General features: G+C 62.3%; 34 protein-coding genes. 28 read left to right on the forward strand and 6 right to left on the reverse strand.

Annotated elements, in window-relative coordinates; genetic code table 11:
* Entirely contained in the window at positions 1 to 498 is a 498-nt protein-coding gene (locus IPF76_RS13945) for a hypothetical protein (protein ID WP_293845139.1), read from the reverse strand.
* A gap of 654 nt (positions 499 to 1,152) precedes the next feature.
* Between IPF76_RS13945 and IPF76_RS13950 the strand changes: the two genes are divergently transcribed.
* From IPF76_RS13950 to IPF76_RS13990, 9 genes are all read left to right on the forward strand, one after another.
* Positions 1,153 to 1,422: a hypothetical protein gene (locus tag IPF76_RS13950; protein ID WP_293845142.1), complete on the forward strand. Its 270-nt coding sequence runs from the start codon at positions 1,153 to 1,155 to the stop codon at positions 1,420 to 1,422.
* Positions 1,423 to 1,494: 72 nt separating this feature from the next.
* Positions 1,495 to 1,710, forward strand: coding sequence for a hypothetical protein (locus tag IPF76_RS13955; RefSeq protein WP_293845145.1), 216 nt, complete (start codon positions 1,495 to 1,497; stop codon positions 1,708 to 1,710).
* Between the two features lie 92 nt (positions 1,711 to 1,802).
* Positions 1,803 to 1,973 carry a hypothetical protein gene (locus IPF76_RS13960; RefSeq protein ID WP_293845148.1) on the forward strand — a complete coding sequence of 57 codons (171 nt, stop codon included), beginning with the start codon at positions 1,803 to 1,805 and terminating at the stop codon, positions 1,971 to 1,973.
* Positions 1,974 to 2,046: 73 nt separating this feature from the next.
* Complete coding sequence (locus tag IPF76_RS13965) at positions 2,047 to 2,673, forward strand: hypothetical protein (protein WP_293845151.1); 627 nt, start codon at positions 2,047 to 2,049, stop codon at positions 2,671 to 2,673.
* A gap of 197 nt (positions 2,674 to 2,870) precedes the next feature.
* Positions 2,871 to 3,353 carry a hypothetical protein gene (locus IPF76_RS13970; protein WP_293845153.1) on the forward strand — a complete coding sequence of 161 codons (483 nt, stop codon included), beginning with the start codon at positions 2,871 to 2,873 and terminating at the stop codon, positions 3,351 to 3,353.
* A 5-nt stretch (positions 3,354 to 3,358) separates the two neighbouring features.
* Positions 3,359 to 3,664, forward strand: coding sequence for a hypothetical protein (locus tag IPF76_RS13975; RefSeq protein ID WP_293845156.1), 306 nt, complete (start codon positions 3,359 to 3,361; stop codon positions 3,662 to 3,664).
* A gap of 374 nt (positions 3,665 to 4,038) precedes the next feature.
* Positions 4,039 to 4,449 carry a hypothetical protein gene (locus tag IPF76_RS13980; protein WP_293845159.1) on the forward strand — a complete coding sequence of 137 codons (411 nt, stop codon included), beginning with the start codon at positions 4,039 to 4,041 and terminating at the stop codon, positions 4,447 to 4,449.
* A gap of 216 nt (positions 4,450 to 4,665) precedes the next feature.
* A complete protein-coding gene (locus IPF76_RS13985; RefSeq protein ID WP_293845162.1) occupies positions 4,666 to 4,812 on the forward strand; it encodes a hypothetical protein in 147 nt (48 codons plus the stop codon).
* A gap of 140 nt (positions 4,813 to 4,952) precedes the next feature.
* A complete protein-coding gene (locus tag IPF76_RS13990; protein WP_293845165.1) occupies positions 4,953 to 5,141 on the forward strand; it encodes a hypothetical protein in 189 nt (62 codons plus the stop codon).
* A 59-nt stretch (positions 5,142 to 5,200) separates the two neighbouring features.
* Here IPF76_RS13990 and IPF76_RS13995 read toward each other — a convergent pair whose 3' ends face one another.
* Positions 5,201 to 6,580, reverse strand: coding sequence for a DEAD/DEAH box helicase (locus tag IPF76_RS13995; protein WP_293845168.1), 1,380 nt, complete (start codon positions 6,578 to 6,580; stop codon positions 5,201 to 5,203).
* A gap of 41 nt (positions 6,581 to 6,621) precedes the next feature.
* Between IPF76_RS13995 and IPF76_RS14000 the strand changes: the two genes are divergently transcribed.
* From IPF76_RS14000 to IPF76_RS14090, 19 genes are all read left to right on the forward strand, one after another.
* Complete coding sequence (locus IPF76_RS14000; protein ID WP_293845171.1) at positions 6,622 to 7,629, forward strand: YqaJ viral recombinase family protein; 1,008 nt, start codon at positions 6,622 to 6,624, stop codon at positions 7,627 to 7,629.
* A 1-nt stretch (position 7,630) separates the two neighbouring features.
* Complete coding sequence (locus IPF76_RS14005) at positions 7,631 to 7,825, forward strand: hypothetical protein (protein ID WP_293845174.1); 195 nt, start codon at positions 7,631 to 7,633, stop codon at positions 7,823 to 7,825.
* The gene (locus tag IPF76_RS14010) at positions 7,818 to 8,702 is read left to right on the forward strand and encodes a recombinase RecT (protein ID WP_293845177.1); all 885 of its coding nucleotides are present in this window, start codon (positions 7,818 to 7,820) and stop codon (positions 8,700 to 8,702) included. The genes IPF76_RS14005 and IPF76_RS14010 overlap by 8 nt, the downstream gene beginning before the upstream one ends.
* Before the next feature lie 75 nt (positions 8,703 to 8,777).
* Positions 8,778 to 9,152 carry a hypothetical protein gene (locus IPF76_RS14015; protein WP_293845179.1) on the forward strand — a complete coding sequence of 125 codons (375 nt, stop codon included), beginning with the start codon at positions 8,778 to 8,780 and terminating at the stop codon, positions 9,150 to 9,152.
* 323 nt (positions 9,153 to 9,475) lie between these two features.
* The gene (locus IPF76_RS14020) at positions 9,476 to 9,736 is read left to right on the forward strand and encodes a hypothetical protein (RefSeq protein ID WP_293845182.1); all 261 of its coding nucleotides are present in this window, start codon (positions 9,476 to 9,478) and stop codon (positions 9,734 to 9,736) included.
* Positions 9,733 to 9,879: a hypothetical protein gene (locus IPF76_RS14025; RefSeq protein WP_293845185.1), complete on the forward strand. Its 147-nt coding sequence runs from the start codon at positions 9,733 to 9,735 to the stop codon at positions 9,877 to 9,879. The genes IPF76_RS14020 and IPF76_RS14025 overlap by 4 nt, the downstream gene beginning before the upstream one ends.
* A gap of 28 nt (positions 9,880 to 9,907) precedes the next feature.
* Complete coding sequence (locus IPF76_RS14030) at positions 9,908 to 10,261, forward strand: hypothetical protein (RefSeq protein WP_293845188.1); 354 nt, start codon at positions 9,908 to 9,910, stop codon at positions 10,259 to 10,261.
* A gap of 181 nt (positions 10,262 to 10,442) precedes the next feature.
* Positions 10,443 to 12,743 (forward strand): VapE domain-containing protein, encoded by a 2,301-nt coding sequence (locus IPF76_RS14035; protein ID WP_293845191.1) that lies wholly within the window; start codon positions 10,443 to 10,445, stop codon positions 12,741 to 12,743.
* Between the two features lie 76 nt (positions 12,744 to 12,819).
* Complete coding sequence (locus IPF76_RS14040) at positions 12,820 to 13,596, forward strand: hypothetical protein (protein WP_293845194.1); 777 nt, start codon at positions 12,820 to 12,822, stop codon at positions 13,594 to 13,596.
* Entirely contained in the window at positions 13,593 to 14,267 is a 675-nt protein-coding gene (locus IPF76_RS14045; RefSeq protein ID WP_293845197.1) for a hypothetical protein, read from the forward strand. Before IPF76_RS14040 ends, IPF76_RS14045 begins: the two co-directional genes overlap by 4 nt.
* Positions 14,260 to 14,583: a hypothetical protein gene (locus tag IPF76_RS14050; protein ID WP_293845200.1), complete on the forward strand. Its 324-nt coding sequence runs from the start codon at positions 14,260 to 14,262 to the stop codon at positions 14,581 to 14,583. The genes IPF76_RS14045 and IPF76_RS14050 overlap by 8 nt, the downstream gene beginning before the upstream one ends.
* Positions 14,580 to 14,822 (forward strand): hypothetical protein, encoded by a 243-nt coding sequence (locus IPF76_RS14055; RefSeq protein ID WP_293845203.1) that lies wholly within the window; start codon positions 14,580 to 14,582, stop codon positions 14,820 to 14,822. Before IPF76_RS14050 ends, IPF76_RS14055 begins: the two co-directional genes overlap by 4 nt.
* Complete coding sequence (locus IPF76_RS14060) at positions 14,819 to 15,130, forward strand: hypothetical protein (protein WP_293845206.1); 312 nt, start codon at positions 14,819 to 14,821, stop codon at positions 15,128 to 15,130. The genes IPF76_RS14055 and IPF76_RS14060 overlap by 4 nt, the downstream gene beginning before the upstream one ends.
* Positions 15,127 to 15,483, forward strand: a complete 357-nt coding sequence (locus IPF76_RS14065) for a hypothetical protein (protein ID WP_293845209.1) — start codon at positions 15,127 to 15,129, stop codon at positions 15,481 to 15,483. The genes IPF76_RS14060 and IPF76_RS14065 overlap by 4 nt, the downstream gene beginning before the upstream one ends.
* Positions 15,484 to 15,667: 184 nt before the next feature.
* On the forward strand, positions 15,668 to 16,486 hold the full coding sequence (locus tag IPF76_RS14070) for a hypothetical protein (RefSeq protein ID WP_293845211.1): 819 nt from the start codon (positions 15,668 to 15,670) through the stop codon (positions 16,484 to 16,486).
* Positions 16,483 to 16,638 carry a hypothetical protein gene (locus IPF76_RS14075; RefSeq protein WP_293845214.1) on the forward strand — a complete coding sequence of 52 codons (156 nt, stop codon included), beginning with the start codon at positions 16,483 to 16,485 and terminating at the stop codon, positions 16,636 to 16,638. The genes IPF76_RS14070 and IPF76_RS14075 overlap by 4 nt, the downstream gene beginning before the upstream one ends.
* On the forward strand, positions 16,622 to 16,984 hold the full coding sequence (locus IPF76_RS14080; RefSeq protein WP_293845217.1) for a hypothetical protein: 363 nt from the start codon (positions 16,622 to 16,624) through the stop codon (positions 16,982 to 16,984). Before IPF76_RS14075 ends, IPF76_RS14080 begins: the two co-directional genes overlap by 17 nt.
* The gene (locus tag IPF76_RS14085; RefSeq protein ID WP_293845220.1) at positions 16,981 to 17,157 is read left to right on the forward strand and encodes a hypothetical protein; all 177 of its coding nucleotides are present in this window, start codon (positions 16,981 to 16,983) and stop codon (positions 17,155 to 17,157) included. Before IPF76_RS14080 ends, IPF76_RS14085 begins: the two co-directional genes overlap by 4 nt.
* 23 nt (positions 17,158 to 17,180) lie before the next feature.
* Positions 17,181 to 17,609: a hypothetical protein gene (locus tag IPF76_RS14090; protein ID WP_293845223.1), complete on the forward strand. Its 429-nt coding sequence runs from the start codon at positions 17,181 to 17,183 to the stop codon at positions 17,607 to 17,609.
* Positions 17,610 to 17,620: 11 nt separating this feature from the next.
* Here IPF76_RS14090 and IPF76_RS14095 read toward each other — a convergent pair whose 3' ends face one another.
* Genes IPF76_RS14095 through IPF76_RS14110 form a run of 4 tightly spaced genes read right to left on the reverse strand, consistent with a single transcriptional unit; the run spans position 17,621 to position 18,912 of the window.
* Positions 17,621 to 17,980 (reverse strand): hypothetical protein, encoded by a 360-nt coding sequence (locus tag IPF76_RS14095; RefSeq protein ID WP_293845226.1) that lies wholly within the window; start codon positions 17,978 to 17,980, stop codon positions 17,621 to 17,623.
* A 2-nt stretch (positions 17,981 to 17,982) separates the two neighbouring features.
* Positions 17,983 to 18,489, reverse strand: a complete 507-nt coding sequence (locus IPF76_RS14100; RefSeq protein ID WP_293845229.1) for a TIGR02594 family protein — start codon at positions 18,487 to 18,489, stop codon at positions 17,983 to 17,985.
* The gene (locus IPF76_RS14105; RefSeq protein ID WP_293845232.1) at positions 18,479 to 18,751 is read right to left on the reverse strand and encodes a hypothetical protein; all 273 of its coding nucleotides are present in this window, start codon (positions 18,749 to 18,751) and stop codon (positions 18,479 to 18,481) included. Before IPF76_RS14105 ends, IPF76_RS14100 begins: the two co-directional genes overlap by 11 nt.
* The gene (locus IPF76_RS14110) at positions 18,751 to 18,912 is read right to left on the reverse strand and encodes a hypothetical protein (RefSeq protein WP_293845235.1); all 162 of its coding nucleotides are present in this window, start codon (positions 18,910 to 18,912) and stop codon (positions 18,751 to 18,753) included. Before IPF76_RS14110 ends, IPF76_RS14105 begins: the two co-directional genes overlap by 1 nt.
* Positions 18,913 to 19,460: the final 548 nt, after the last annotated feature.

The raw sequence follows: 19,460 nt of genomic DNA on the forward strand, positions 1-19,460 counted from the left end.
TTACTCACGTTCCACCCCCGCCCCGTCTCCGCCCTCCCCCCCGGCCGCGCCCTCGATCGCGACGCGCTCAAGCGCCGGCGCGCTGCCATGCTCGATGGCGTCGAGCCATGATCGCGCATCGCGCGCGACAGCCGGGAGCGCAACGACGTAGACGCGCGCTGTCTCACTCGGCGCGCTTCCCCATCGTTGAGGCTTTCGAGCTTGCAGGTACAGCTTCGCCGCGGCGACATCGGGGTCCAGGCGCTTTTCGAGCCGCACGAGCTCGCCGAGTTTAGTGATTGACTCTGACCATGTGACTGATCCGGCCGCGCGCTCCCACAAGGCGCGCTCGACTCGCGCATCGTGCGCGTCGGTGAGCCCCGCACTGGCGTAGCCTGGCGCCTGGCGTACCGCGTCGACAGACATACCGAGCTGCACGGCGATCTCATCAGCCGTCAAGCCACGGGCCGCCAGGGTGGGGATATCGTCGACATCGGAGAACGGGTCGTGCGAGCTCATGGCGGCGACTGTAGCGCGACCGTACATGTGTTGCGACGCCTAGCGGCTCTAGCGGCTCTAGCGGCGATGGCAGCGCGGCAATTCCTAGCGCGTCTAGCGTACCTAGCGCCTAGCAGTAATCGCTAGTTTTGTTGACAGTGCCGCTATGCGCTAAGTCATTGATCTCACCCGGGCTAACACCTGCTCCTAGCATATATAGTACTTCTAGCAGGGGGGGTATATATAAGTGTCCGCCAGTTTGGGGACTCTCTTAGCGGAATAGCCGCTAGGTGCCGCTAGGCGCTAGGTTGCAGTGCACCAATCAAAGGGTTACGCGCGTTTGTCAACACTTTAAGCATGGGGCATGTCGAAAGGAGATTGAGAGACTACTGGTAAGTAACCTGCTGCCGAGGTGTTGACTTTGTAGCGGCGAAATTATTGTTAAATGCCCATAGCGGTTCTAGCGTTTATAGCGGCTCGCTGGTGCTGCTAGGTCCGCTATGGATGCGTTATGACAGTGGCACGCATATTGCATGCGCGCTGTCGGTCATGCGCGCTGTCGGTTTAGGCGGCGGAAAAAGTTCGCGACGCGAGCTAATCAGTAGTTGACAGACGCACGCGCTGCGTGGGATTCTCCTACCTCGCTCACTCACGAGCGCACAGGAGCAAAGAGCCATGAACGAATACCGTCTTCTCTCAATCGACGCATGGGCGGAAGCCGAAGGTGGCTGGACCTGGAATGCCTGGTATGACGCGGGCAGGGTGCCGTGCGAGTACGTGAACCTGCCCGCTCGCGCATTGCTGCGCGCGCTGCGCACCGATGGCTACCTTAGCGCCGCGAGCGCTGGCCGCGTCGCAGTCGAGGACGATGGGTATAACGTCGTGATAGTGGACCGCTCGACATCTGAACCGTTGTTCGCAATCGAGTACGGCGCGGCCGAGTGACCACATCAGGGCGCATGCACGAGCGTGCGCCAGAGTGTGGGCATTCCCGCCCAACTACAGGAGCAAAGAGCCATGACACGTAAATCACTTCAGACCGGGCGCGTTACGGAAGCCGCCTCGCGCAGCGGCGCGAAACTGGAAGATTTCGTGGATCGGCACGGCGACGCGATCATCGCGGGAACCGAGGTCGAGCAGGACTGGACGGGCGAAGCAACTACCGTCAAGTTCAGCGACGGCTCCGCGCTGCGCTTCTGCGGCGCCGAGCGCGCGATCATCGCCGACAAGTGACCGCGCCCGAGCGCATGCGCAAGCGTGCGTTCTAACGCGGGCATTGTGCCTGACGATAGGAGTAAAGAGCCATGACCAGGAAAGACTACGTTTTGATCGCAGCCGCGTTGCGCGAAGCGCGCAGCAACTACTCTTTGCCGAACGTCGCGATCTATCACAACGGGATAGACAACGCGGCGCATCGGCTCGCCGATGCCCTAGGTCGCGACAATCCGCGCTTTGATCGCGATCGGTTCCTCGCGGCCGCGGGAGTGCAGTCATGAGTGCATTCACGGTGCGCAACGCGCAGGGCATGGAATTGACTGGAGTTAAACCATGACACCGCTATATCTGAACATGAAAGCGGGCGCGCCCGCACGGCTCGCTGCGCTGCGCGCGGCGATGGTCAAGCACAACGCGAACCCGAACTATCGACACGCCGATTCATGGCGCGACATGCGCTATGGCAACCTGACCAGTCCGCGCGGATTGACGCAGGGCACGAATGGCGGGAAAGCAATCTGGTACACGCATGACGGCCCCGCATTCGCGCGCGAGCATGACGCGGGCGATGTCATCCGGATGCGCCATGAGGGGTATTACACGGACGCTCATGGCGACAACATCGCCGTGGGCATCGTCGCCTATATCGGCAAGTCACGCTGGCTGGCAGGGTATAGGTGGACCGATAACGATGAGCGTGTGTACTTCGCGGAGCTCCACGACAGCGCGGAAGATGCTGCGCGCATGGCGGATGAGCACGCGCGCGTGTTCGCTGAAGCCGAGCGCGAGTATTGCGAGCGTGGCGAAGCAGCACGAGCGCTCCAGGATCGCATTGATGAGACGCGCGAGCGCGTACGCGAATTGTGCGCGCTGCGCAATAACCCCGGATTCCCGCACGCTCGCGAGGAACTGCGCGAAACGCTCGACACGCTGCGCGATGCGCTAAACGAGCGTGCGGCCGATCACAACGACTTTGTTTGAGCGGTACATCAGCATCAGCATCAGCATCAGTATCAACGGAGGAAAGTGAAATGGACTACTCAATCGATATCCCAGTCCGGGTACTCACTAGCTTGGCGCGCATCGCGGGGAAACGCGATACTACCCGGCCTTACTTGCACGGGGTGCATATCGAGCCGCGGCTAGGGTGGGCATGCGCGACCGACGGCGCTATGCTCTTGTTCGCGCGCATCGAACATGCCGACGCGGCTCCGCTGACAGTGCCGTGTGACGCGATCAAATCCGCGACGCGGGGAGCGGGCAAAAACACGCACACGGCTACGGTGACGTATCGAGACGAAGGTACGGATGTATCTGTACGTGTCGGCGCGCAAGCGGCAACGGGCGCGGGACATCACGCGCGGCGAGGATGCGCGGGAATATCCCCCATTTTGCGCGTGGTGCCAAGCGCACTGACCGGGGAGCCTGCAAGCTACGATCCGGCAATGCTGGATGCGATGCAACGCGCTATGCGCGAGATTGCGGAGCGGCCGGCCGAGTACATGCACATCTACGCGAACGGGATCAGCGGGCCGGGAGCGGACTGCGCAGCGGTAGTTCGTCTCGGAGATTGCACGGACGTATTGGGCATCATCATGCCGCTGCGCGAGGCGCCGCCAGATGGCACGTCAGAATTCCTCGCAGCATTCTTCAAGGAGTAATCACCATGGCAGACAGAATCACGACAAAAGACTTGAACGCGCTACTCGCGCGCGTACTGCGCGAGACGGGTAAACCCGCCTTGCAATGGATGCCACGCGAGGATGGGTGCGGCCATAAATGCGACATCGGCGCGCTGTTTGTGGTGCCTGGAAGCCCGACCTATGGGCGAGCTTGGGCATTGTGCACGACTATGGATAGGTCAGGCGTGCATCGTGTGGTGCTGCGCGCGCGAACAGCGGCCGCATTGCACGCGGCTATGGAAGCGTACTTGGCTGGATGGGCCGATGCCAAGCGGGAGGCTGCGCCATGAACTCGCGAACGCTGACACTACTTGTCGGGCATTACTCGGTCGCATGGCTCGATGCGCTGCACTCATGGGTAGTGCGGGACTTGCAGGGCAATGCGCTCGACTATCGTGATAGCTTGCATGATGCCGTCGCTACGGCAGTGGGCCGGGCGAACTTGGAAGGGGAAGCGTATGGAGTACATTAGACTTGACGTACACTTGCTTTGTCGCGCGCTGTTCCTCGGGATTAGCCCGTCGAAGATGCCACATTCACTGTTACGATGTGGGTCCGTGCGACTGCCGCGGCATTTTGGAGGTTAACAAGCATGACCACAAGAACTTTGCGCCAAGAGCGCAAGCACGTCGCGGAATGGAGCGACTCGCACGGCAAAACGTGCATGCTGACCGCGCTCGTGCGGCACGATGACCGATGCCGGAATGGGCACAACACGTTCAGTGTGACGGCCGACTTGCTCCAGGATGGCGAATGGTCAGCCGGCGGATGTCTGCACGACGAGATACGCGAACACATGCCCGCGCTCGCGCCGCTCATCAAGTGGCACTTGTGCAGCACTGACGGTCCGCTGCACTACGTCGCTAACACGCTCTATCACTTGGGATTTACAAAGTGGACGCCCGGCAATTTGGAGCGCGCGCGCGCGACGGCGATCTGGCTCGATATGCCGCCGGCGCTCACGGCAAGCAACGGGGCGGACGAGGCCGTGGTCACGGCCATGCTGCTTGAACGACTGCCCGGGCTGATGGAACAGTTCAGGCGGGCAGTCGAATCGGCCGGGCTAGTGTACTGACGTGCATATCCATCCGGCAATGAAGGCTCGCATTCGCGCAGTTCGCAGCTGCTACTTGAGAAAAGGATGGGACAATGAAACAGCGTTACGAAAAACTTGCGACAAATTGGCGAAAGAGTGGGGATACCGGATCGCCGCCGAAGACCTACTGCGCCGCTCGGTGTGCCGGCGGCTCCGGGGCCCGATGATATTCGCCTAGCGCGACAATGCGCCAATATGACTCAGGAGCAGGCCGCTGCAGTCATCTATGCGACGCGCCGCGCGTGGCAGGAGTGGGAGGGTGGGCGCCGCGCCATGCATCCGGCAATGTGGGAGTATTGGCAGCACAAGGTCGCAGAGCGCGGCCAGAGGGTACAGACGTGATATGGCTTGGACTATGTATCATCATCGGCCTATTGGGCCTTGGATGGGCAATCCAGTGCTTTGGCTGGCGGCGAGATAATCGGCGTATTCCTTGACTGGTGACATAATGGACCGACGACGAGCACGATGACGAGTATGAGATGACGACGGTCGCTGCCGACCGATGGCGCGACCGGCTCGCGCAGCGCCATCGGTACGGGCGGGCGCTAGACTTGCCGCCCGCCAGGTGGCGCGACGATCGCCCTGTCGGCATTTACGCTTGGGGACTTGCCGGGTTCGCGTTCTGGCTCGCCGCGCTGCTGGTCGGGCGCGCGCTCGGCTGGTACTGACGGCCACGGAGGGCGCCATGGGTGGCGCGTGCGATGCTCGCCGCGGCGCAGCTTGCGCATTAGGCACGTCCCTTGGCTGATCGCCCGGCCATGACGTGCCGCGCCCAAGCGCCAGGGTTACGGTAGCCTCGCAGTTTGCCGAGCTCTACCAGCGCCGCTAAGCTGCGCGCCGCGCCTTGCTCGCGCCGGCCGTCGCTTGGCTCGGTGACTTCCTCCAGCTCGCCGTTGACGTGCGCCACCTTGCGCGCCGCGATCGGATAGGCCGCGCCGCAATTGCTGCAATGCGACCGCCCCGAACGCTCAGCGGCGAAACAGCGCGGGCAGACTCTGACACTCATGGCGTCCTCGTCCGGCGCCTTTCGCTGGCTGCGCTCGGTCCCGGTCAAACTCCATTCCCGCGCCTCGGTCGGTAGCCCGTGGCGCCGTGTGTTGCCCGCATGATCGAGAATGATCGCATGGGTCTTGCCGGGCGCAGGGCGCAGGCAGCGGCCGACCTGCTGCATGTACAGCCCCAGGCTCGCGGTCGGGCGCAGAAGCAGCCCGGCGACGATGCCGGGACAATCGAAGCCCTCGGACACCAGCTCGCAGGAGGTCATCACCTTGATCTGCCCGCGCCGGAAACTCTGGACGACGCCGCGCCGAAGGGCGCTATCCATGCCGCCGTCAATGTGCGCCGAGGATATGCCCGCCTCGGTGAACTGCTGCGCGACGTGCCGGGCGTGCTCGACGCTGACGCAGAACGCGACCGCAGGCAGCCCGCACGCCAGTCGTCGATAGTGGTCCAACACATCGCCCGTGATCGTCGGCTTGTCGGCGATGCCCGCGAGGTCGGCCATGGCGAAATCGCCGCGCGTGAGGCGCAGCCCGGAAGCGTCGATGGTCGGCGGCGCATAGACCTTGACTTGCGACAGCGCGCCGAGGTCGATCATCTCCTGCACAGAAGGGCCGATGACCATCCGCTGGAAGCATTCGCCGAGCCCCTCGCCCGACAGTCGCAGCGGTGTCGCGGTTACCCCGAGGACGCGCGCGCGCGGGAAGTGGCGCAGAACGGTCCCCAAGGTGTTGCGCGCGGTTGCATGGTGCGCCTCGTCGATCACCACCAGGTCCGGCTCAGGAGTCTGCGCAAGTCGCCGCGCAAGTGTCTGCACGCTCGCCACTTGCACGGGCAGACGCGGCGAGCGCGGATAGTTCGCGGCGATGAACCCGTGCTGCACGTCGAAGGCTTTCAGGGTCTCGCTGATCTGATCCACCAGTTCGATGCGGTGCGCCAGAATCATCACGCGATGTCCCTTGGCCAGTGCGCCGTGCGTCACGAAGGCAAAGGTTACGGTCTTGCCGCTACCTGTCGGGGCGACGGCGAGCACGGCGCGCGCGCCTGATCGGTACTCGGCACGAATGCCGTCAACCATGACTTGCTGATAAGGTCGCAGTTCGATCATACTATGATTGTTGACACGTCGTTGACAGTAAGCGTATAACAATGCCCGGCAAACGGCAACGACTTGGGGAAGGCGAGATGCTCCATTATCCGAAAACGCGCGACGAATGGCTTGCGCTGCGACATCAGTACGTCAGCAGCACCGAAGTATCCGCACTGTTCGGACTCAACCCGTATATGACCGCATTCGAGCTGGCGACGATCAAGAAGGCGGCAGCGCCGGACGAGCGCGAGGCCAGCGAGCGCATGGAGTGGGGCATCCGGTTGCAGAATTCCATTGCGCGCGGCATCGCCGAAACTTACGGTGTGAAGGCGCGCGCGATCAGCGGCTATGCGATCGACGGGTTTCTCCATTGCAAAATGGGCGCGAGCTTCGATTACGAGATCGTGGGCGCAAAAGATGGCGCGTTCGAGGGCGATACGGTGCTGCGCGATATGTACGCGAAGCACGGCGCGGGCGTGCTGGAAATCAAAAATGTGGACTGGCTGCAATTCAAGAAATGGCAGGCAGGCGACGGCACGATCGAGGCTCCCGCGCATATCGAGATTCAGGTGCAACACCAGCTTGCGTGCATCGCGCGATCGTGGGCCGCGATCGGCGTACTGGTCGGTGGCAACACGCTGGAATTGCTGGTGCGCGAACGCGACTATGCGGTATGCAAGGCGCTGCGCGCGAAATGCGAGAAGTTCTGGTCCGACATGGATCGAGGCGTCATGCCGCCGATCGAGTTGCCGGCCGACGCTGCGATCATCGCGCAAATGTACCGCTATGCAGAGCCTGGCAAAGTGCTCGACGCGCAAGGCAATGACGAAATTGAGGGCATCTGCCGTGAATACCACGAGGCGGGCCGCGCGGAGAAAACCGCCAGCGACGCCAAGAGTGCCGCGAAGGCAAAGCTGCTGCTGGCCATCGGCGATGCTGAGCGCGTGCTCGCGAACGGTTACAGCGTGTCGGCAGGCGTGACGGCCGAGGCAGAAATTCCCGCCTACACGCGCAAGGCATATCGAAACATCCGGGTAACTGCCAAGAGGGAGAAAGCAAGTGTCTAAGGTGTACATCGTGAACATGATGGTGCTGATCGACGGGGAGCAGAAAACGCTGCGCACGGTTCTGCGCGCGAAGTCGCCGCAGGCCGCGCGCAATCAGGTCGTCAATGCCAGCGTCAGCGTGCGGCGCGCAACGATCGACGATTTCGTGCCGTTGGCGCCGGAGCCGGCCGCCATTCAGGAGAACAGCCATGAATGAGAACGCACTCACGACAGTCTGCCGGGCAATCGCCGACCCCGCGATGACCGACAAGTTCCGTTCCGTTCTGCCGCCAAGCGTCAGCTTGGACAGGTTCACGCGCGTCACGATCACGGCAATCCAGCAGAACCCCGCTGTGCTCGATGCCGACCGCCAGACACTGTACAGCGCGTGCGTCAATGCGGCGTCGCGCGGACTCATGCCGGACGGCAAAGAAGGCGCGCTGTCGGTGTTCAACACGAAGGTGAACAGCGAATGGGTCAAGAAGGTCCAGTTCATGCCGATGGTTGAAGGCATCGTCAAGGAGATGGCCAAGGCGGGCGTGAAGGCGTATGCAGTGTCCGTGTACCAGAACGACGAGATTGACTTCTGGAACGATGAGACCGGCCAGCACGTCAAGCACAAGCCGATTGTGTTTGGCGAGCGCGGCGAGCGCATCGGCGCGCTGGCAGTCGCAACGGACGCTGACGGGCGCACTTACGTCGAAGCCATGGACCTCGACGAACTGGCTCGCGTGATGGCGAAATCCAGGTCGAAGGATAAGGAAGGCAATCCGGTCGGCCCGTGGCGCGACAGCCCGGAACGCATGGAGCAGAAAACCGTGCTCCATCGCGTGCGCAAGCGCGTGCCTATCATCGGACACGACGATATCGTGGAGCACATGCAGCAGGACGAAGCGGCGGACTACGACACCGGCGAGCCGGACGCGGCGGCCAGCGCACCGATTGCAGATGTCGTCGCGCAGCAGCCCGCCGCACAAGCGACGCCGAAGAAGCGCCCGCGAGGCTTGCAAGCGGTCGTTGAGCAAGCGACGCACGACGACGCGGAGTCGGTGCCGAATGATGACGATCGCACATCAGACGGCGAGGTATTCTGACATGAAACTTTCCCGTTTATTCTCGTCAGCAGCCGACATCGCCGCCAGTCGCCGCGCCAGCGAAGGGGGCGCGAAGTGAGCGCCTACACCGACCTGATCCGCGCGATTGCCGACGACGAGACGCGCGTCAATCGTCACGGTGAAATGCTCGGCGAACTGACGGCGGCTGAACTCGCCATCGCCTACGCCGAGTACAGCCTCGACGCCGACAACGACGCGCTCGATGCCATCGGCGACCTGCGCGCGTGGTGCACCACCGACGATCCGCAGACCGCGCTCGCCAAGCTGCGCAGCTTGCGGCTGCTGCTCGACGAGAGCCTGCTCAACTACGTCTCCGATGACGTCCGCCTCGAACACATCCCTGACGATCACGACAGCGAACTGGCCTACGCCGCGAGCGAGGCCGACAGCCAGCGCAATGCGGATATTGCCGACGGAGTATCAACATGAGCAACACGACCCAAGCTTGGCCAACCAGGGGTGCTGCTCGAAAGAGCTGGCGCTGCAGGACGCGCCTGGGCGCGGTATCGGCGCTTTCCCCGGTCCGCGAGCGCGACCTTGACTTTCCAACTGCTGGACGTGCCTTCAGGCGACAGACGCGAGCCGCCGCGGGCGCCTTGGCTCACTCGCGATCTCGCGCAAGCTGGCTGCGTGCCTCAGGCGCGGGTGCGTGGTGTCGTTCTCGCCGGCTGCGCCGCGTGAAATGGCCGCCCGGAGCAGGACGTGTACGAAACCGTGTGCGACGAAATCACGATGCCCGAAGCGGCGGTCGCATGAACGACTGCATCATCAACCGCGACCGCGCTGCATGGGTCAAGGCCAATGCCGACATCGAGCACGAGAACGAACTGCAGGACATCGTCTCGGCGGCACTCGACACGCTGATCGTCGGGCCGCACACGACCATCGCCGACATCGGCCGCATGTGCCGCGCGTTCAGTGACGACGAGCACGAGGTGTCGTTCGTCGTGCAGTGGATTTGCGGCAAGGCCATTGCGCATCCGGTGCGAGAGAAGCGAAAGGAACTGACATGAATGCTCTCATCAAACTCTATCGCGCCTACCAGCGCCGCCGCTGGATCGCGTGGAAGCGACGCAACCGCGTGATCCTGCCCGCGCCGAAAGCGGACGATCGCAGCAGTATCGAGTCGTTCAACCGGATCATGCGGGCGCGGTGAGCGCGTTCGCTAAACAGAAGGGTTGTACATGAGAGAAACCGCTATCGTGAACTCGGTGCGCGCGGAGTTGAGCAGCGGCGACGCGCGCCTATGGCGCAACAACGTCGGCGTGCTTCAGGACCGCACCGGCGCATTCGTCACTTACGGACTATGCCCTGGGTCGTCCGACCTGATCGGCTACAGGTCAGTCGTGATAACGCCTAGCCAGGTCGGCCAGCGCGTCGCGATTTTCTGCGCATTGGAAGGCAAGCGCGATGCCGCTGCGAAGCCGACCAAGTTGCAGCAGCAGTTCCTGTCAGTCGTGCGGGACGCTGGCGGGATCGCTGGTGTATTTTCAAGCGTGGCCGAAGCGCGATGCCTTTTAACGGGAGACATCAAGTGATGAGCGACAAGGCGCGACGCGCGAAATTGCGAGAGCTGATGGAGAAGCACGGGCTAAACGCTGAAACCGTAGGCGCTATCACGTTCCGTCGCGCCCAAACGGTTCGCGCTTGGACGTGCGGCGCGCGTCGCACGCCGGCGTATGCAATAAAACTTCTAGAATCGACGGTCGCGAGGCGCTAATGCTCGACTTCAACAGCATCGCGGCCGATCTGCTCGCGAGCGCCGATGCGCTCCTTCCTCAGTGGCTGCCAGCCGGGCGTAAGCGCGGGCACGAGTACGTCTGCGGCTCGCTCGGCGGCGATGCTGGCGACAGCCTCAGCGTGAACATGCGCACGGGGCTATGGGCGGACTTCGCCACGGGAGAAAAGGGCGGCGACCTGCTGAGCCTCTACGCAGCGGCCAATGGCATGAAGCAAGGCGAGGCGGCTAAGGCGCTCGGATACACGAATGGCGAAGCGAGCGCCACATTGCCGAGGCCCGCCGTCGCACGGAAAGCCGTGAGCGAACCCGACGATGCCGCAATTAAACTCCCGCCCACCGATGCGCCATTGCCACCACCACATCGCGACCACGGGGCTCCCACGACGCTTTACGCCTACCGCGCGGCCGACGGCGCGCTGATCGGCTACATCGCCCGATGGGACACGGACAGCGGAAAGACCTTCGCGCCCTACAGGTGGAGCGGCTCGAAGTGGGAAGCGAAAGCGTTCCACAAGCCGCGCCCTCTCTACGGCCTTGATCGTCTCGCCGCCCATCCTGACAAGCGCGTACTGCTCGTCGAGGGAGAGAAGGCCGCCGATGCGGCGCACCATACGCTGTCGGGGTTTGCGGTAGTGTCATGGCCTGGCGGCGCAAACGCGATCGAACAAGTCGATTGGTCGCCGCTGCGTGGGCGCGACGTTGACCTATGGCCTGACGCGGACGATCCGGGCCGCGAAGCGATGCGGCGCATTTCTGAGAAATTACTGACTCAAGGCGCTGGCGCGCTGCGCATCATTGACCCGCAAGGGCAGCCCGATGGGTGGGACGTGGCGGACGCCGTAGCGTCCGGCATGGACGGAAAAGCCATTCTTGAATGGGCGCGGCGCGACGGGAAAAAGTTCATCCGGGATGTTAGTATCTCGGACGAGTCCGCAGTGTTCGCTGTCGCTTCTGTTAGCGACGTACCGCCTCCCCCCGAAGCGCGCGGCGCTGCGGGCTCGCTTCCTCCGCCGTCAGGGCGGGACCGCATTGATTTCCTTCTCGCCATACCCGCCGCCACGGGTCAGCGGTGGCAAACCATTGGGATTGATCCTACTGTCATGTCGAACGGGCGACCGCCCGCGAATGAGGACACTGTTCATCGTCTGTGCGCGTATCTGGAGGGCGAGTTCTGGTTCGACAGTTTCCTGATGCGGCCGATGACGACATTCTCCGGCAGGAACCAACAGCCGATCAACGACGAAATATTGTCGGAGCTGACAATCTTTTTTCAGCGTCACCTGATGCTCCCGAAAATGTCGGTGGAGAAAGTGAAGCAAGGCATCGCAGCCTACTGCGGCCGTAATCGACGCAACTGCGCACAAGAATGGTTGCAGAGTCTCAAATGGGACGAAACATCTAGGCTTGAGATGCTGCTCCCCGCCGCGCTAGGCACGGACGATGACGAATACCACCGCTCGGTCGGTCGCTGCTTCCTCATGGGGATGGTCCGGCGCATCATGGAGCCAGGGTGCCAGGTGGACAATGTTTTGCTGCTTGAGGGCGGCGAAGGCAACGGCAAGTCGTCCGCGCTGCGCGCGATCGGCGGCGACTGGTTCACCGAAGCGTCGGAGTCCATCACATCGAAAGACTTCTACCAGTGTTTGCAGGGCAAGATGTTGGTGGAACTGTCGGAGATGTCCAGCTTCGACCGCGTGTCGATCGAGAAGGTGAAGGCGGTCATCACGAATCGAGTGGACACATACCGCAAGTCGTATGGCTTCCTTCCGGGCGACTACCCGCGCCAATGCGTATTCACTTGCACGACAAACCGCGACGACTGGAACAAGTCTGATACTGGCGCTCGCAGGTTCTGGCGCGCGCGCACCGGGCTGATTGACGTGGAGTGGATCGAAAAGCATCGCGAGCAGATGTTCGCCGAGGCGATGGCGCGCGTCATGCGCCACGAGCCCCATTGGGATGTCCCGCTTGATAAGGCCAAAGCATTGCAGGACGACGCGCGCGAAGGCGATCCGTGGGAGGAAGCGGTGCTGTACTACGCGAGCCAGCGCAGCGAAGTGCGGCCGGACGAAGTATTGCGCGATGCACTCAACAAGCCGCTGGATATTCAGGACAAGGGACACATCGCTCGTGTGCGCGCGATCCTGCGCATGAATGGCTACGTCAGCGTGAACGAATGGCGCCACGGCAAGGTGGTGCGCGTATGGCGGCCGCAGAAGGTCAAACTTCCGCCTATGACGCAAGCGACCATGCTGGACGACGACGAGGCGGCGCTATGACCCGCGCCGCGCGCGCGCGCAGTGACGCGGAATTACTGGCGGAAGTGGATGCGCTGCTTGAGCGAAGGCGGGCGGCGTGAGCGATATACACGACCAATTGCGTACGAAGTACCCCGCCGATCGCTACGCGCTGTTCTTCGAGGTGCCGGATGCGGTCAGCTTGGACGCCCGCCGACGTATCGACGCGGTTGCCGTGGGCGTATGGAAAAGCGTTGGGCGGAACATTTCCGGGTTCGAATTCAAGGCATCACGATCGGACTGGCTGCGTGAAGTGAAGCAGGTGAACAAAGCCGATCCGTTCATCGCCGTCTGCGACTACTTTTATCTGGTCACGACCGACGCCAGCATAGCGAAGATCGAGGAAGTCCCGGCGTGTTGGGGATGGCTGAGTTGCACGCCGAACGGCCTGAGGACGCAACGACCCGCGACGAAGCTGCCGCAGGACAAGGAAACGCTACCGTGGGCGTTCACAGTCGGGCTGCTGCGCAAGCTGCAAGACAGTCTCATGGACTCTGCGGACGTGCGCACGCGTATCAACGCTATACGCGAGGAAGCCAAGGTGGACGCCGATCGCCGTGTCGAGCGGGAGGTGGCGAGAATCCGCGAAGGGAAAGAACTCGCAGCCCTGCGTAGTCGTGTCAAGGAGTTTGAAGATGCGGCTGGCGTTCAGATCGATGACTGGAAAGCGGGCCCCGTTGGCCAGATCGTTAAATCTCTGCTGGATCTCGACTACAGCGATCAACGACATGGCGTTGGCTTCGTCGCGGCCGGGCTTGAACGGCAAGCCGAAGAAGCTGAACGGCTCGCGAAAGTTGCACGCGAAACCGTTGCGAAAATGCGGGCGACGGCATGAGCACCGGATTTGTCTGCCCGCACTGCCAGACCGACTTCAACCCGCGCCGGGCCGATCAGGTGTACTGCAAACCGAAGTGCAGGCTCGCGCCGGGGGATGCGGACAACGCGTTACGGATGATTCCGGGCTGCGTGGTGGAGAGGGTTGATATGCGTTTTTCCCGTGCATGGGCTATGCCAAATGCAGACACTTTCAGTGTGAAACCAATCGGAAACTTCGTGCGGCGTTACTTAATCGAATCTTCATTCAGCGTCGATCCCTTTGCCCGCAACAAGCGGTGGGCCACGTACACCAACGATTTGAACCCGGAAACGGAAGCGGAGCACCACATGGATGCCGTTTCATTCCTGGAGATGTTAGAGAATCAGGTCGGTGGGCTCATTGACTTAGTTATTTTAGATCCGCCCTACTCTCCTAGACAAATTTCAGAGTGCTATAAAGCCGCCGGGAAAACTGTCGGAATGAAAGATACACAGAGCGCGCTTTTGTACAAGGCGGTGCGGGATGCCTGCATGCCACTGCTATCCGCAAACGCCGTGGTGCTGTCTTTTGGATGGAATTCGGTCGGCATGGGGAAGTCTCGCGGCTTCGTGCAAGAGGAAATACTGCTCGTGTGCCACGGTGGCGCGCACAACGATACTATTTGCCTAGCGGAGAGACGGGATGCGTGAATCTACAATCGAAACGTACCTGGTCCGCGAAGTCGCCGAGTCGTACCGTACCGCTGCTGAGCGCATCGACTGGTCGATCCCGTGCCCGTCGATTTTCACCCGTGAGCGGCCGCTGGTCGAGGCCACTCTGCGCCGGATCGCGCGCGCCGTGCACCTGCTGTGCGCGCGCACCTATATCGGCGAGGCCAAGCGCAGACGCGGCCAGCCATTCGCTTTCACGCTGCTGCAATGGGCCGCGAACGCACGGCTGCGAGCGCAGCACGAGCCGGTGCAGCGCGATCTATTCACCGACCAGCGCCAGCGGGAGGCAGCGTGAAAAGCACAGCACTGGAAAAAATAGTCCCGCAGGAAATGCACTTGATCTTACTGCGTGCGGCGGATATGGCGGTCCGATGGTGGCGGGAGAAAAAGCCGCAGAGCTGGTCCATTCGCAAACATCTGGAGGCCCCCACTATCAACTGCGTAGGGGAACGCGAGAAGCAACTCGCACGCGCGGCGGCGGGTTGGTACGCCGTGCAGCGCCGGATCGACACGACCGAGGAAGGAACGACATGACCACCCCAGACACCCGCCCGACGATAGCGCCGCAAGTGGGCGCGCGATACACACTCGCACAATGGCTGCGCGACTACGCGGGCGAATTCTGCGAGGAACGCGAGGCGATCATGATCTGTGCTGCTGCGGATGAGATCGACAAGCCGCGCATCGAGCCGCCGACCGTCCGCCAGCAGTTCGTGATGGCGGCGATGACGGGACTGCTCGCGAACCAAGAACATTTCAACGTGAGTGAACTAGCAGCGCGCGCGAGCATAGCTGCCGACGCCTGCATGGCCGAGGAAGCGAGGACGAGGAGCAAGACATGACCGACATCCTGCAACGGCTGCGCGCCGATTACTGCACATGCCACGAGGCGTACAGGACGCGAGACATGCTCGACCCTACGTGCGAATCGTGCGCCACAAAAGACGATCGCACGGAAGCCGCCGACGAAATCGAGCGGCTGCGAGACGGCGCGTCCCGCTGGATTCCCGTGACCGAGCGGATGCCGGAAATAGCCGCCACCTGTTGGGTCGCTATTGAAATGCGATACGAGGTAATCACGCGGCTCGCCTACTGCGAGCGCAGCGGGAATTGGCAGCACATAGACGCAAGGCCAATCCTTTCCCCCGTCCTCGCTTGGCAGCCCATCATCGAGCCGGAGGCGTACAAGCCGTGAGTATCTGCATCATTTGCCGCGAACATCCGGCAGAAGTGCCGGATCGAAACAGTCAGAGCCTTAGACCCGTCAAGCGGGTATGTCGCGCGTGTCACGCTGCTCGACTGCGCAGCGACCTCAAGCACATTGTCGCCGAGAATTCCCCGCAGCGGCAGCCGTTCAACTTCATTGGAGGTAAGAAGCCATGACTATTTGTATCTACCACGGAAATTGTGCAGACGGCTTTACGGCCGCTTGGGTAGTGCGCCGTGCGCTTGGGTCCGCAGTTAAGTTTCACGCGGGGGTTTATCAGACACCTCCGCCTGACGTGACGGGCCGTGAAGTTGTACTGGTGGACTTTTCGTACAAACGTCCCGTGATGGAGCGGCTTGTCGCTGACGCGCGCAGCGTAACAATCCTCGACCACCACAAGACGGCTGAGGCCGACCTAGCCAACTTGGCTGGTGCCCGCGTCGTGTTTGACGTGGAACGATCAGGCTGCCGAATCGCATGGGATTTTTATTTTCCGGACGAGTCTCCGCCACCCGTACTGCTGCATGTCGAGGATAGAGATTTGTGGAAATTCTCGCTGCCAAAAACACGAGAGATTCAGGCCAACATCTTCTCGTATCCGTATGACTTTGAGACATGGGAGCGTCTTATGAGTAGCGATCCTGAGGCGCTTGCAGTCGAAGGCGCGGCAATCGAACGCAAGCACTTCAAGGATGTCGCTGAATTACTTACGGTGACGCAGCGTCGTATGGTGATCGGCGGGTTCAATGTACCAGTCGCGAATTTGCCCTACACGCTCGTCTCCGATGCCGCTCACACGATGGCGCAAGGCGAACCGTTCGCAGGTTGCTATTGGGATACGCCGAAAGGCCGCGTGTTCGGACTGCGCTCAGCAGAAGGAGGCGTAGATGTATCAGAAATTGCCACGCAGTACGGCGGCGGCGGGCACAAAAACGCAGCAGGATTTACTGTGTCATACGCCGATGCGCAGACGCTGGAGGTACAGCCATGACCGACATCGTAGAGCGGCTGCGCTTTCTGGGGAGCGGCGAACCGTTTCGGGGCGCGTTGATGTGCGAAGCCGCAGACGAGATCGAGCGCCTGCGCGCCGAGCAAGTTCGCGAAATGAGGAAGAGAGGACGAGGAAATGAGCGCATACAATGAACTGCTCGATGCTTTGAACGACGAGGAGCGTTTCACCCACTTCGTCATCGGCCCGTGGGGCTGGGGGTCGGCACCCCAATCAAAAAAAGAGGCTTGGAAACCTGGCTATCGGGAACCGGACCCGACGCCAGTGCCATTTGCGTTCCGGGGGAAGGTGCTGGAATTCGAGCCGAACAAGCATCTACTGTATGACTGGAACATAGGGGGGCCGTTCGGGGCGCCGTCCTGCTACGCGCTTTTTGCGTGGACAAACAAGAGGGTCTTTTTCGTACACGAGTACGATGGCTCGACCATTTTGGTGTCCGTTCCACGCGGACCCGGCAAAACGATGCCATCGTTCTTATGAGCGACATCGTAGAGCGACTGCGCTTTCTGGGGAGCGGCGAACCGTTTCGGGGCGCGTTGATGTGCGAAGCCGCCGACGAGATCGAACGCCTGCGCGCCGAACTCGCCGAGGCGAAGGTGGATGCGGAGCGGTGTTACCGCCGACTCTCGACCACCCCGCGCCACCAATCCTGAAACCCCTGCAATCGGCTGGCATCATGCCCGCAGGCGGTCAGGACGGCGGCAGTAGCTCGCTCAATCGCTTCATCGCCTCCGGGCTCTCCGGGGGCTGTAGCAGGCCCGGCGGCACGGTCGGCAGCGCCGGACACGGCGCAACCACGGGCACTGGCTTGGTAGTCACGCAGGCGGCCAGCGAGGTCGCGAGCGCGAGCGTCAGAGTCACCGAGACGGGTTTCCAGTTCATGCTGCACCTTGTCGGAAATGGCCTTGTCGGCCTCCACGGTGGCCGCTACGGCGGCGGATTGTTTGGCGAAAGCCTCTGCCGCGATCAGCCGTTCAGCGTCCCATCGGGCCTGTACGGCGGCCTCACCGGCCTCGTAGCGGGTATGGCCGTAGTGCCAGGCGCTGCCCAGAACGGCCACGACCGCCGCCCCGGCGCCGATCAGCCGCCACGGCAGGGCGGATAGGGGCGGGAAGATCATCTGCGCGGCGTCGCCGAAATCATCGCTTCAGCGTCCGGGAAGTAGCGGTACAGCAGCCGCGTTCCAATCGTGTACAGCGAGGGCGCGATGAACCCGCCCACGGCGAGCCCCCACGACAGCCCCAGCGGGGTGCGCCAGTTCAGCCACGTCACGCCGATGCCGATCACGAACTGCACGCAGTACCACAGGCCCCGGCCGCCGTTCTTCGGCGCCCACTGGATCACGGCCATCTTCACGACCTGGGTAATCGAGATCGCAGCGAGCGTGCCGACCACGACCGAGCCGAGCTGCGTGTGCGCGAGCAGGTAGTCGAAGGAACCGATCACGAACTGCCAGACGCGCTGCAGGGTATCCATGTTCAAGCCTCGTTTCGACTGACGGGAAGGTTGCCGACAAATCGCGGCAGCGGCTGATGCGAGTACGGCCCGCCGGGCGGCCAGACGTAGCCAAGCACGCGAGCGGGATCGAACGGCCGAATACTCACCATGTCACCTTGGTTTCCGCCCAAGGTCAGGATATTGCCATGCTCATCCCGGCCCACGGCAAAGCCGACGTGCCCGCCGCCCTTGCGTTCGTAGACCACGATGCAGCCGTAGACCGGCGCGGGAATTCGCGTGCCGTAGTCGAGCCATACGCGCGCGCGATACCAATTCTGCGGGCGCGGCAGGCCGACTTCATCGAGGCACTCGCCAACATACGTGCCGCACCAAGGGGCTCTGGAATCGTCTCGACCAAGCGTGTTCCACACCGCCGCGCCGCCCTTAAGCCACCATTTCACCAGCAGCGGATTCGAGTCCTTGCCGGGAATCTCCGCGACGCCGATGTACCGGCGTGCGACCTGCAGCCACAGCGGTTCAGCGACCATCAAGCTTGTCCTCGATACGCTCTAGCCGTCGCAGGATTTCCTTGTTCGCTTGGTCCTGCGCGGAGATCTGCACGATCTGAGACAAATCACGCGATTCGAGAGACGACAACCGTCCGCTGTTCGTGATGATCTTCTGATCGAATTCGACCAGGCGCGACGAATTCGCCCAGAGTACCGCGCCCGCCGAGGAGGCCATAGAACACAGCATCGTCAGCCCGACTTCAAGCAGCCGCGCGCGACGATCGATCCCGTTACCCTGCATCAGAATTTCTCGGTTCTGCGACCATTCGTGCCACCACCACCACCACCACCACCACCCCCCGACGCATTCGTGCCATTGCGGCGCTTGCGGAACTGTTGCGCGATGCACCAGACCGAGCCGACGATCATAACGAAAAGCAGAATACCGAGTGCTGTTTCCATGACATTCTCCTACGTGTAAAAGAATCTGATTTCGCCTCGTGCACCAGCTCCAGGCGCGCCAGTGGCCCCCGATCCAGCTCCACCACCACCCGGAGCAGAACCAGAGCCGCCTGCGCCGGAGCCGCCTGCGCCACCCGCTCCGCCATTGGGGGAATTTCCCCTCCGCCGCCAAGATCAGGGTCTGCCTCGCCATTGTCGCCAGTCACACCAGAGGTATTTGTAGTTCCCCCGGAAGCTGTGCCGCCTGCGCCACCAACTTGCCCTGTAGCGGAAGCCCCGCCATTCGCGGCCATGCTGATCGCACCGCCACCCGTCAGCGTGCCACTAACGGTAGAATTTCCGCCCGCTGCGCCCACCGCATACGACATCGTATTGCCGCCCGCACAAGCAGCGGTTCGCGTCGAATACCCGCCGCCGCCCCCGCCGCCGCCCCCGCACCTGCGTCACCATCCACGCCACCTGCACCACCACCCCACATCGTGATAACGACTTGCGTCATTCCCGATGGAACTGTCTCAGTGCCGGAACCAGAGGTGTACGTAACCAGC

Origin of the sequence: Sphingopyxis sp., assembly GCF_016704835.1 — a bacterium.
Classification (GTDB): Bacteria; Pseudomonadota; Alphaproteobacteria; order Sphingomonadales; family Sphingomonadaceae; genus Sphingopyxis.

Excerpts from the sequence above, each read along its gene's own strand:
- IPF76_RS14020 (WP_293845182.1), top strand. The coding sequence starts at position 9,476 with ATGAACGACTGCATCATCAACCGCGACCGCGCTGCATGGGTCAAGGCC.
- IPF76_RS13975 (WP_293845156.1), top strand. The coding sequence starts at position 3,359 with ATGGCAGACAGAATCACGACAAAAGACTTGAACGCGCTACTCGCGCGC.
- IPF76_RS14080 (WP_293845217.1), top strand. The coding sequence starts at position 16,622 with ATGAGCGCATACAATGAACTGCTCGATGCTTTGAACGACGAGGAGCGT.
- IPF76_RS14095 (WP_293845226.1), bottom strand. The coding sequence starts at position 17,980 with ATGGATACCCTGCAGCGCGTCTGGCAGTTCGTGATCGGTTCCTTCGAC.
- IPF76_RS14085 (WP_293845220.1), top strand. The coding sequence starts at position 16,981 with ATGAGCGACATCGTAGAGCGACTGCGCTTTCTGGGGAGCGGCGAACCG.
- IPF76_RS13980 (WP_293845159.1), top strand. The coding sequence starts at position 4,039 with ATGCTGACCGCGCTCGTGCGGCACGATGACCGATGCCGGAATGGGCAC.
- IPF76_RS14090 (WP_293845223.1), top strand. The coding sequence starts at position 17,181 with ATGCCCGCAGGCGGTCAGGACGGCGGCAGTAGCTCGCTCAATCGCTTC.
- IPF76_RS13945 (WP_293845139.1), bottom strand. The coding sequence starts at position 498 with ATGAGCTCGCACGACCCGTTCTCCGATGTCGACGATATCCCCACCCTG.
- IPF76_RS14050 (WP_293845200.1), top strand. The coding sequence starts at position 14,260 with ATGCGTGAATCTACAATCGAAACGTACCTGGTCCGCGAAGTCGCCGAG.
- IPF76_RS14100 (WP_293845229.1), bottom strand. The coding sequence starts at position 18,489 with ATGGTCGCTGAACCGCTGTGGCTGCAGGTCGCACGCCGGTACATCGGC.
- IPF76_RS14035 (WP_293845191.1), top strand. The coding sequence starts at position 10,443 with ATGCTCGACTTCAACAGCATCGCGGCCGATCTGCTCGCGAGCGCCGAT.
- IPF76_RS13990 (WP_293845165.1), top strand. The coding sequence starts at position 4,953 with ATGACGACGGTCGCTGCCGACCGATGGCGCGACCGGCTCGCGCAGCGC.
- IPF76_RS13950 (WP_293845142.1), top strand. The coding sequence starts at position 1,153 with ATGAACGAATACCGTCTTCTCTCAATCGACGCATGGGCGGAAGCCGAA.
- IPF76_RS14065 (WP_293845209.1), top strand. The coding sequence starts at position 15,127 with ATGACCGACATCCTGCAACGGCTGCGCGCCGATTACTGCACATGCCAC.
- IPF76_RS14025 (WP_293845185.1), top strand. The coding sequence starts at position 9,733 with ATGAATGCTCTCATCAAACTCTATCGCGCCTACCAGCGCCGCCGCTGG.
- IPF76_RS13955 (WP_293845145.1), top strand. The coding sequence starts at position 1,495 with ATGACACGTAAATCACTTCAGACCGGGCGCGTTACGGAAGCCGCCTCG.
- IPF76_RS13985 (WP_293845162.1), top strand. The coding sequence starts at position 4,666 with ATGACTCAGGAGCAGGCCGCTGCAGTCATCTATGCGACGCGCCGCGCG.
- IPF76_RS14105 (WP_293845232.1), bottom strand. The coding sequence starts at position 18,751 with ATGCAGGGTAACGGGATCGATCGTCGCGCGCGGCTGCTTGAAGTCGGG.
- IPF76_RS14070 (WP_293845211.1), top strand. The coding sequence starts at position 15,668 with ATGACTATTTGTATCTACCACGGAAATTGTGCAGACGGCTTTACGGCC.
- IPF76_RS14030 (WP_293845188.1), top strand. The coding sequence starts at position 9,908 with ATGAGAGAAACCGCTATCGTGAACTCGGTGCGCGCGGAGTTGAGCAGC.
- IPF76_RS14000 (WP_293845171.1), top strand. The coding sequence starts at position 6,622 with ATGCCCGGCAAACGGCAACGACTTGGGGAAGGCGAGATGCTCCATTAT.
- IPF76_RS14110 (WP_293845235.1), bottom strand. The coding sequence starts at position 18,912 with ATGGAAACAGCACTCGGTATTCTGCTTTTCGTTATGATCGTCGGCTCG.
- IPF76_RS14060 (WP_293845206.1), top strand. The coding sequence starts at position 14,819 with ATGACCACCCCAGACACCCGCCCGACGATAGCGCCGCAAGTGGGCGCG.
- IPF76_RS14045 (WP_293845197.1), top strand. The coding sequence starts at position 13,593 with ATGAGCACCGGATTTGTCTGCCCGCACTGCCAGACCGACTTCAACCCG.
- IPF76_RS14075 (WP_293845214.1), top strand. The coding sequence starts at position 16,483 with ATGACCGACATCGTAGAGCGGCTGCGCTTTCTGGGGAGCGGCGAACCG.
- IPF76_RS14010 (WP_293845177.1), top strand. The coding sequence starts at position 7,818 with ATGAATGAGAACGCACTCACGACAGTCTGCCGGGCAATCGCCGACCCC.
- IPF76_RS13965 (WP_293845151.1), top strand. The coding sequence starts at position 2,047 with ATGAAAGCGGGCGCGCCCGCACGGCTCGCTGCGCTGCGCGCGGCGATG.
- IPF76_RS13995 (WP_293845168.1), bottom strand. The coding sequence starts at position 6,580 with ATGATCGAACTGCGACCTTATCAGCAAGTCATGGTTGACGGCATTCGT.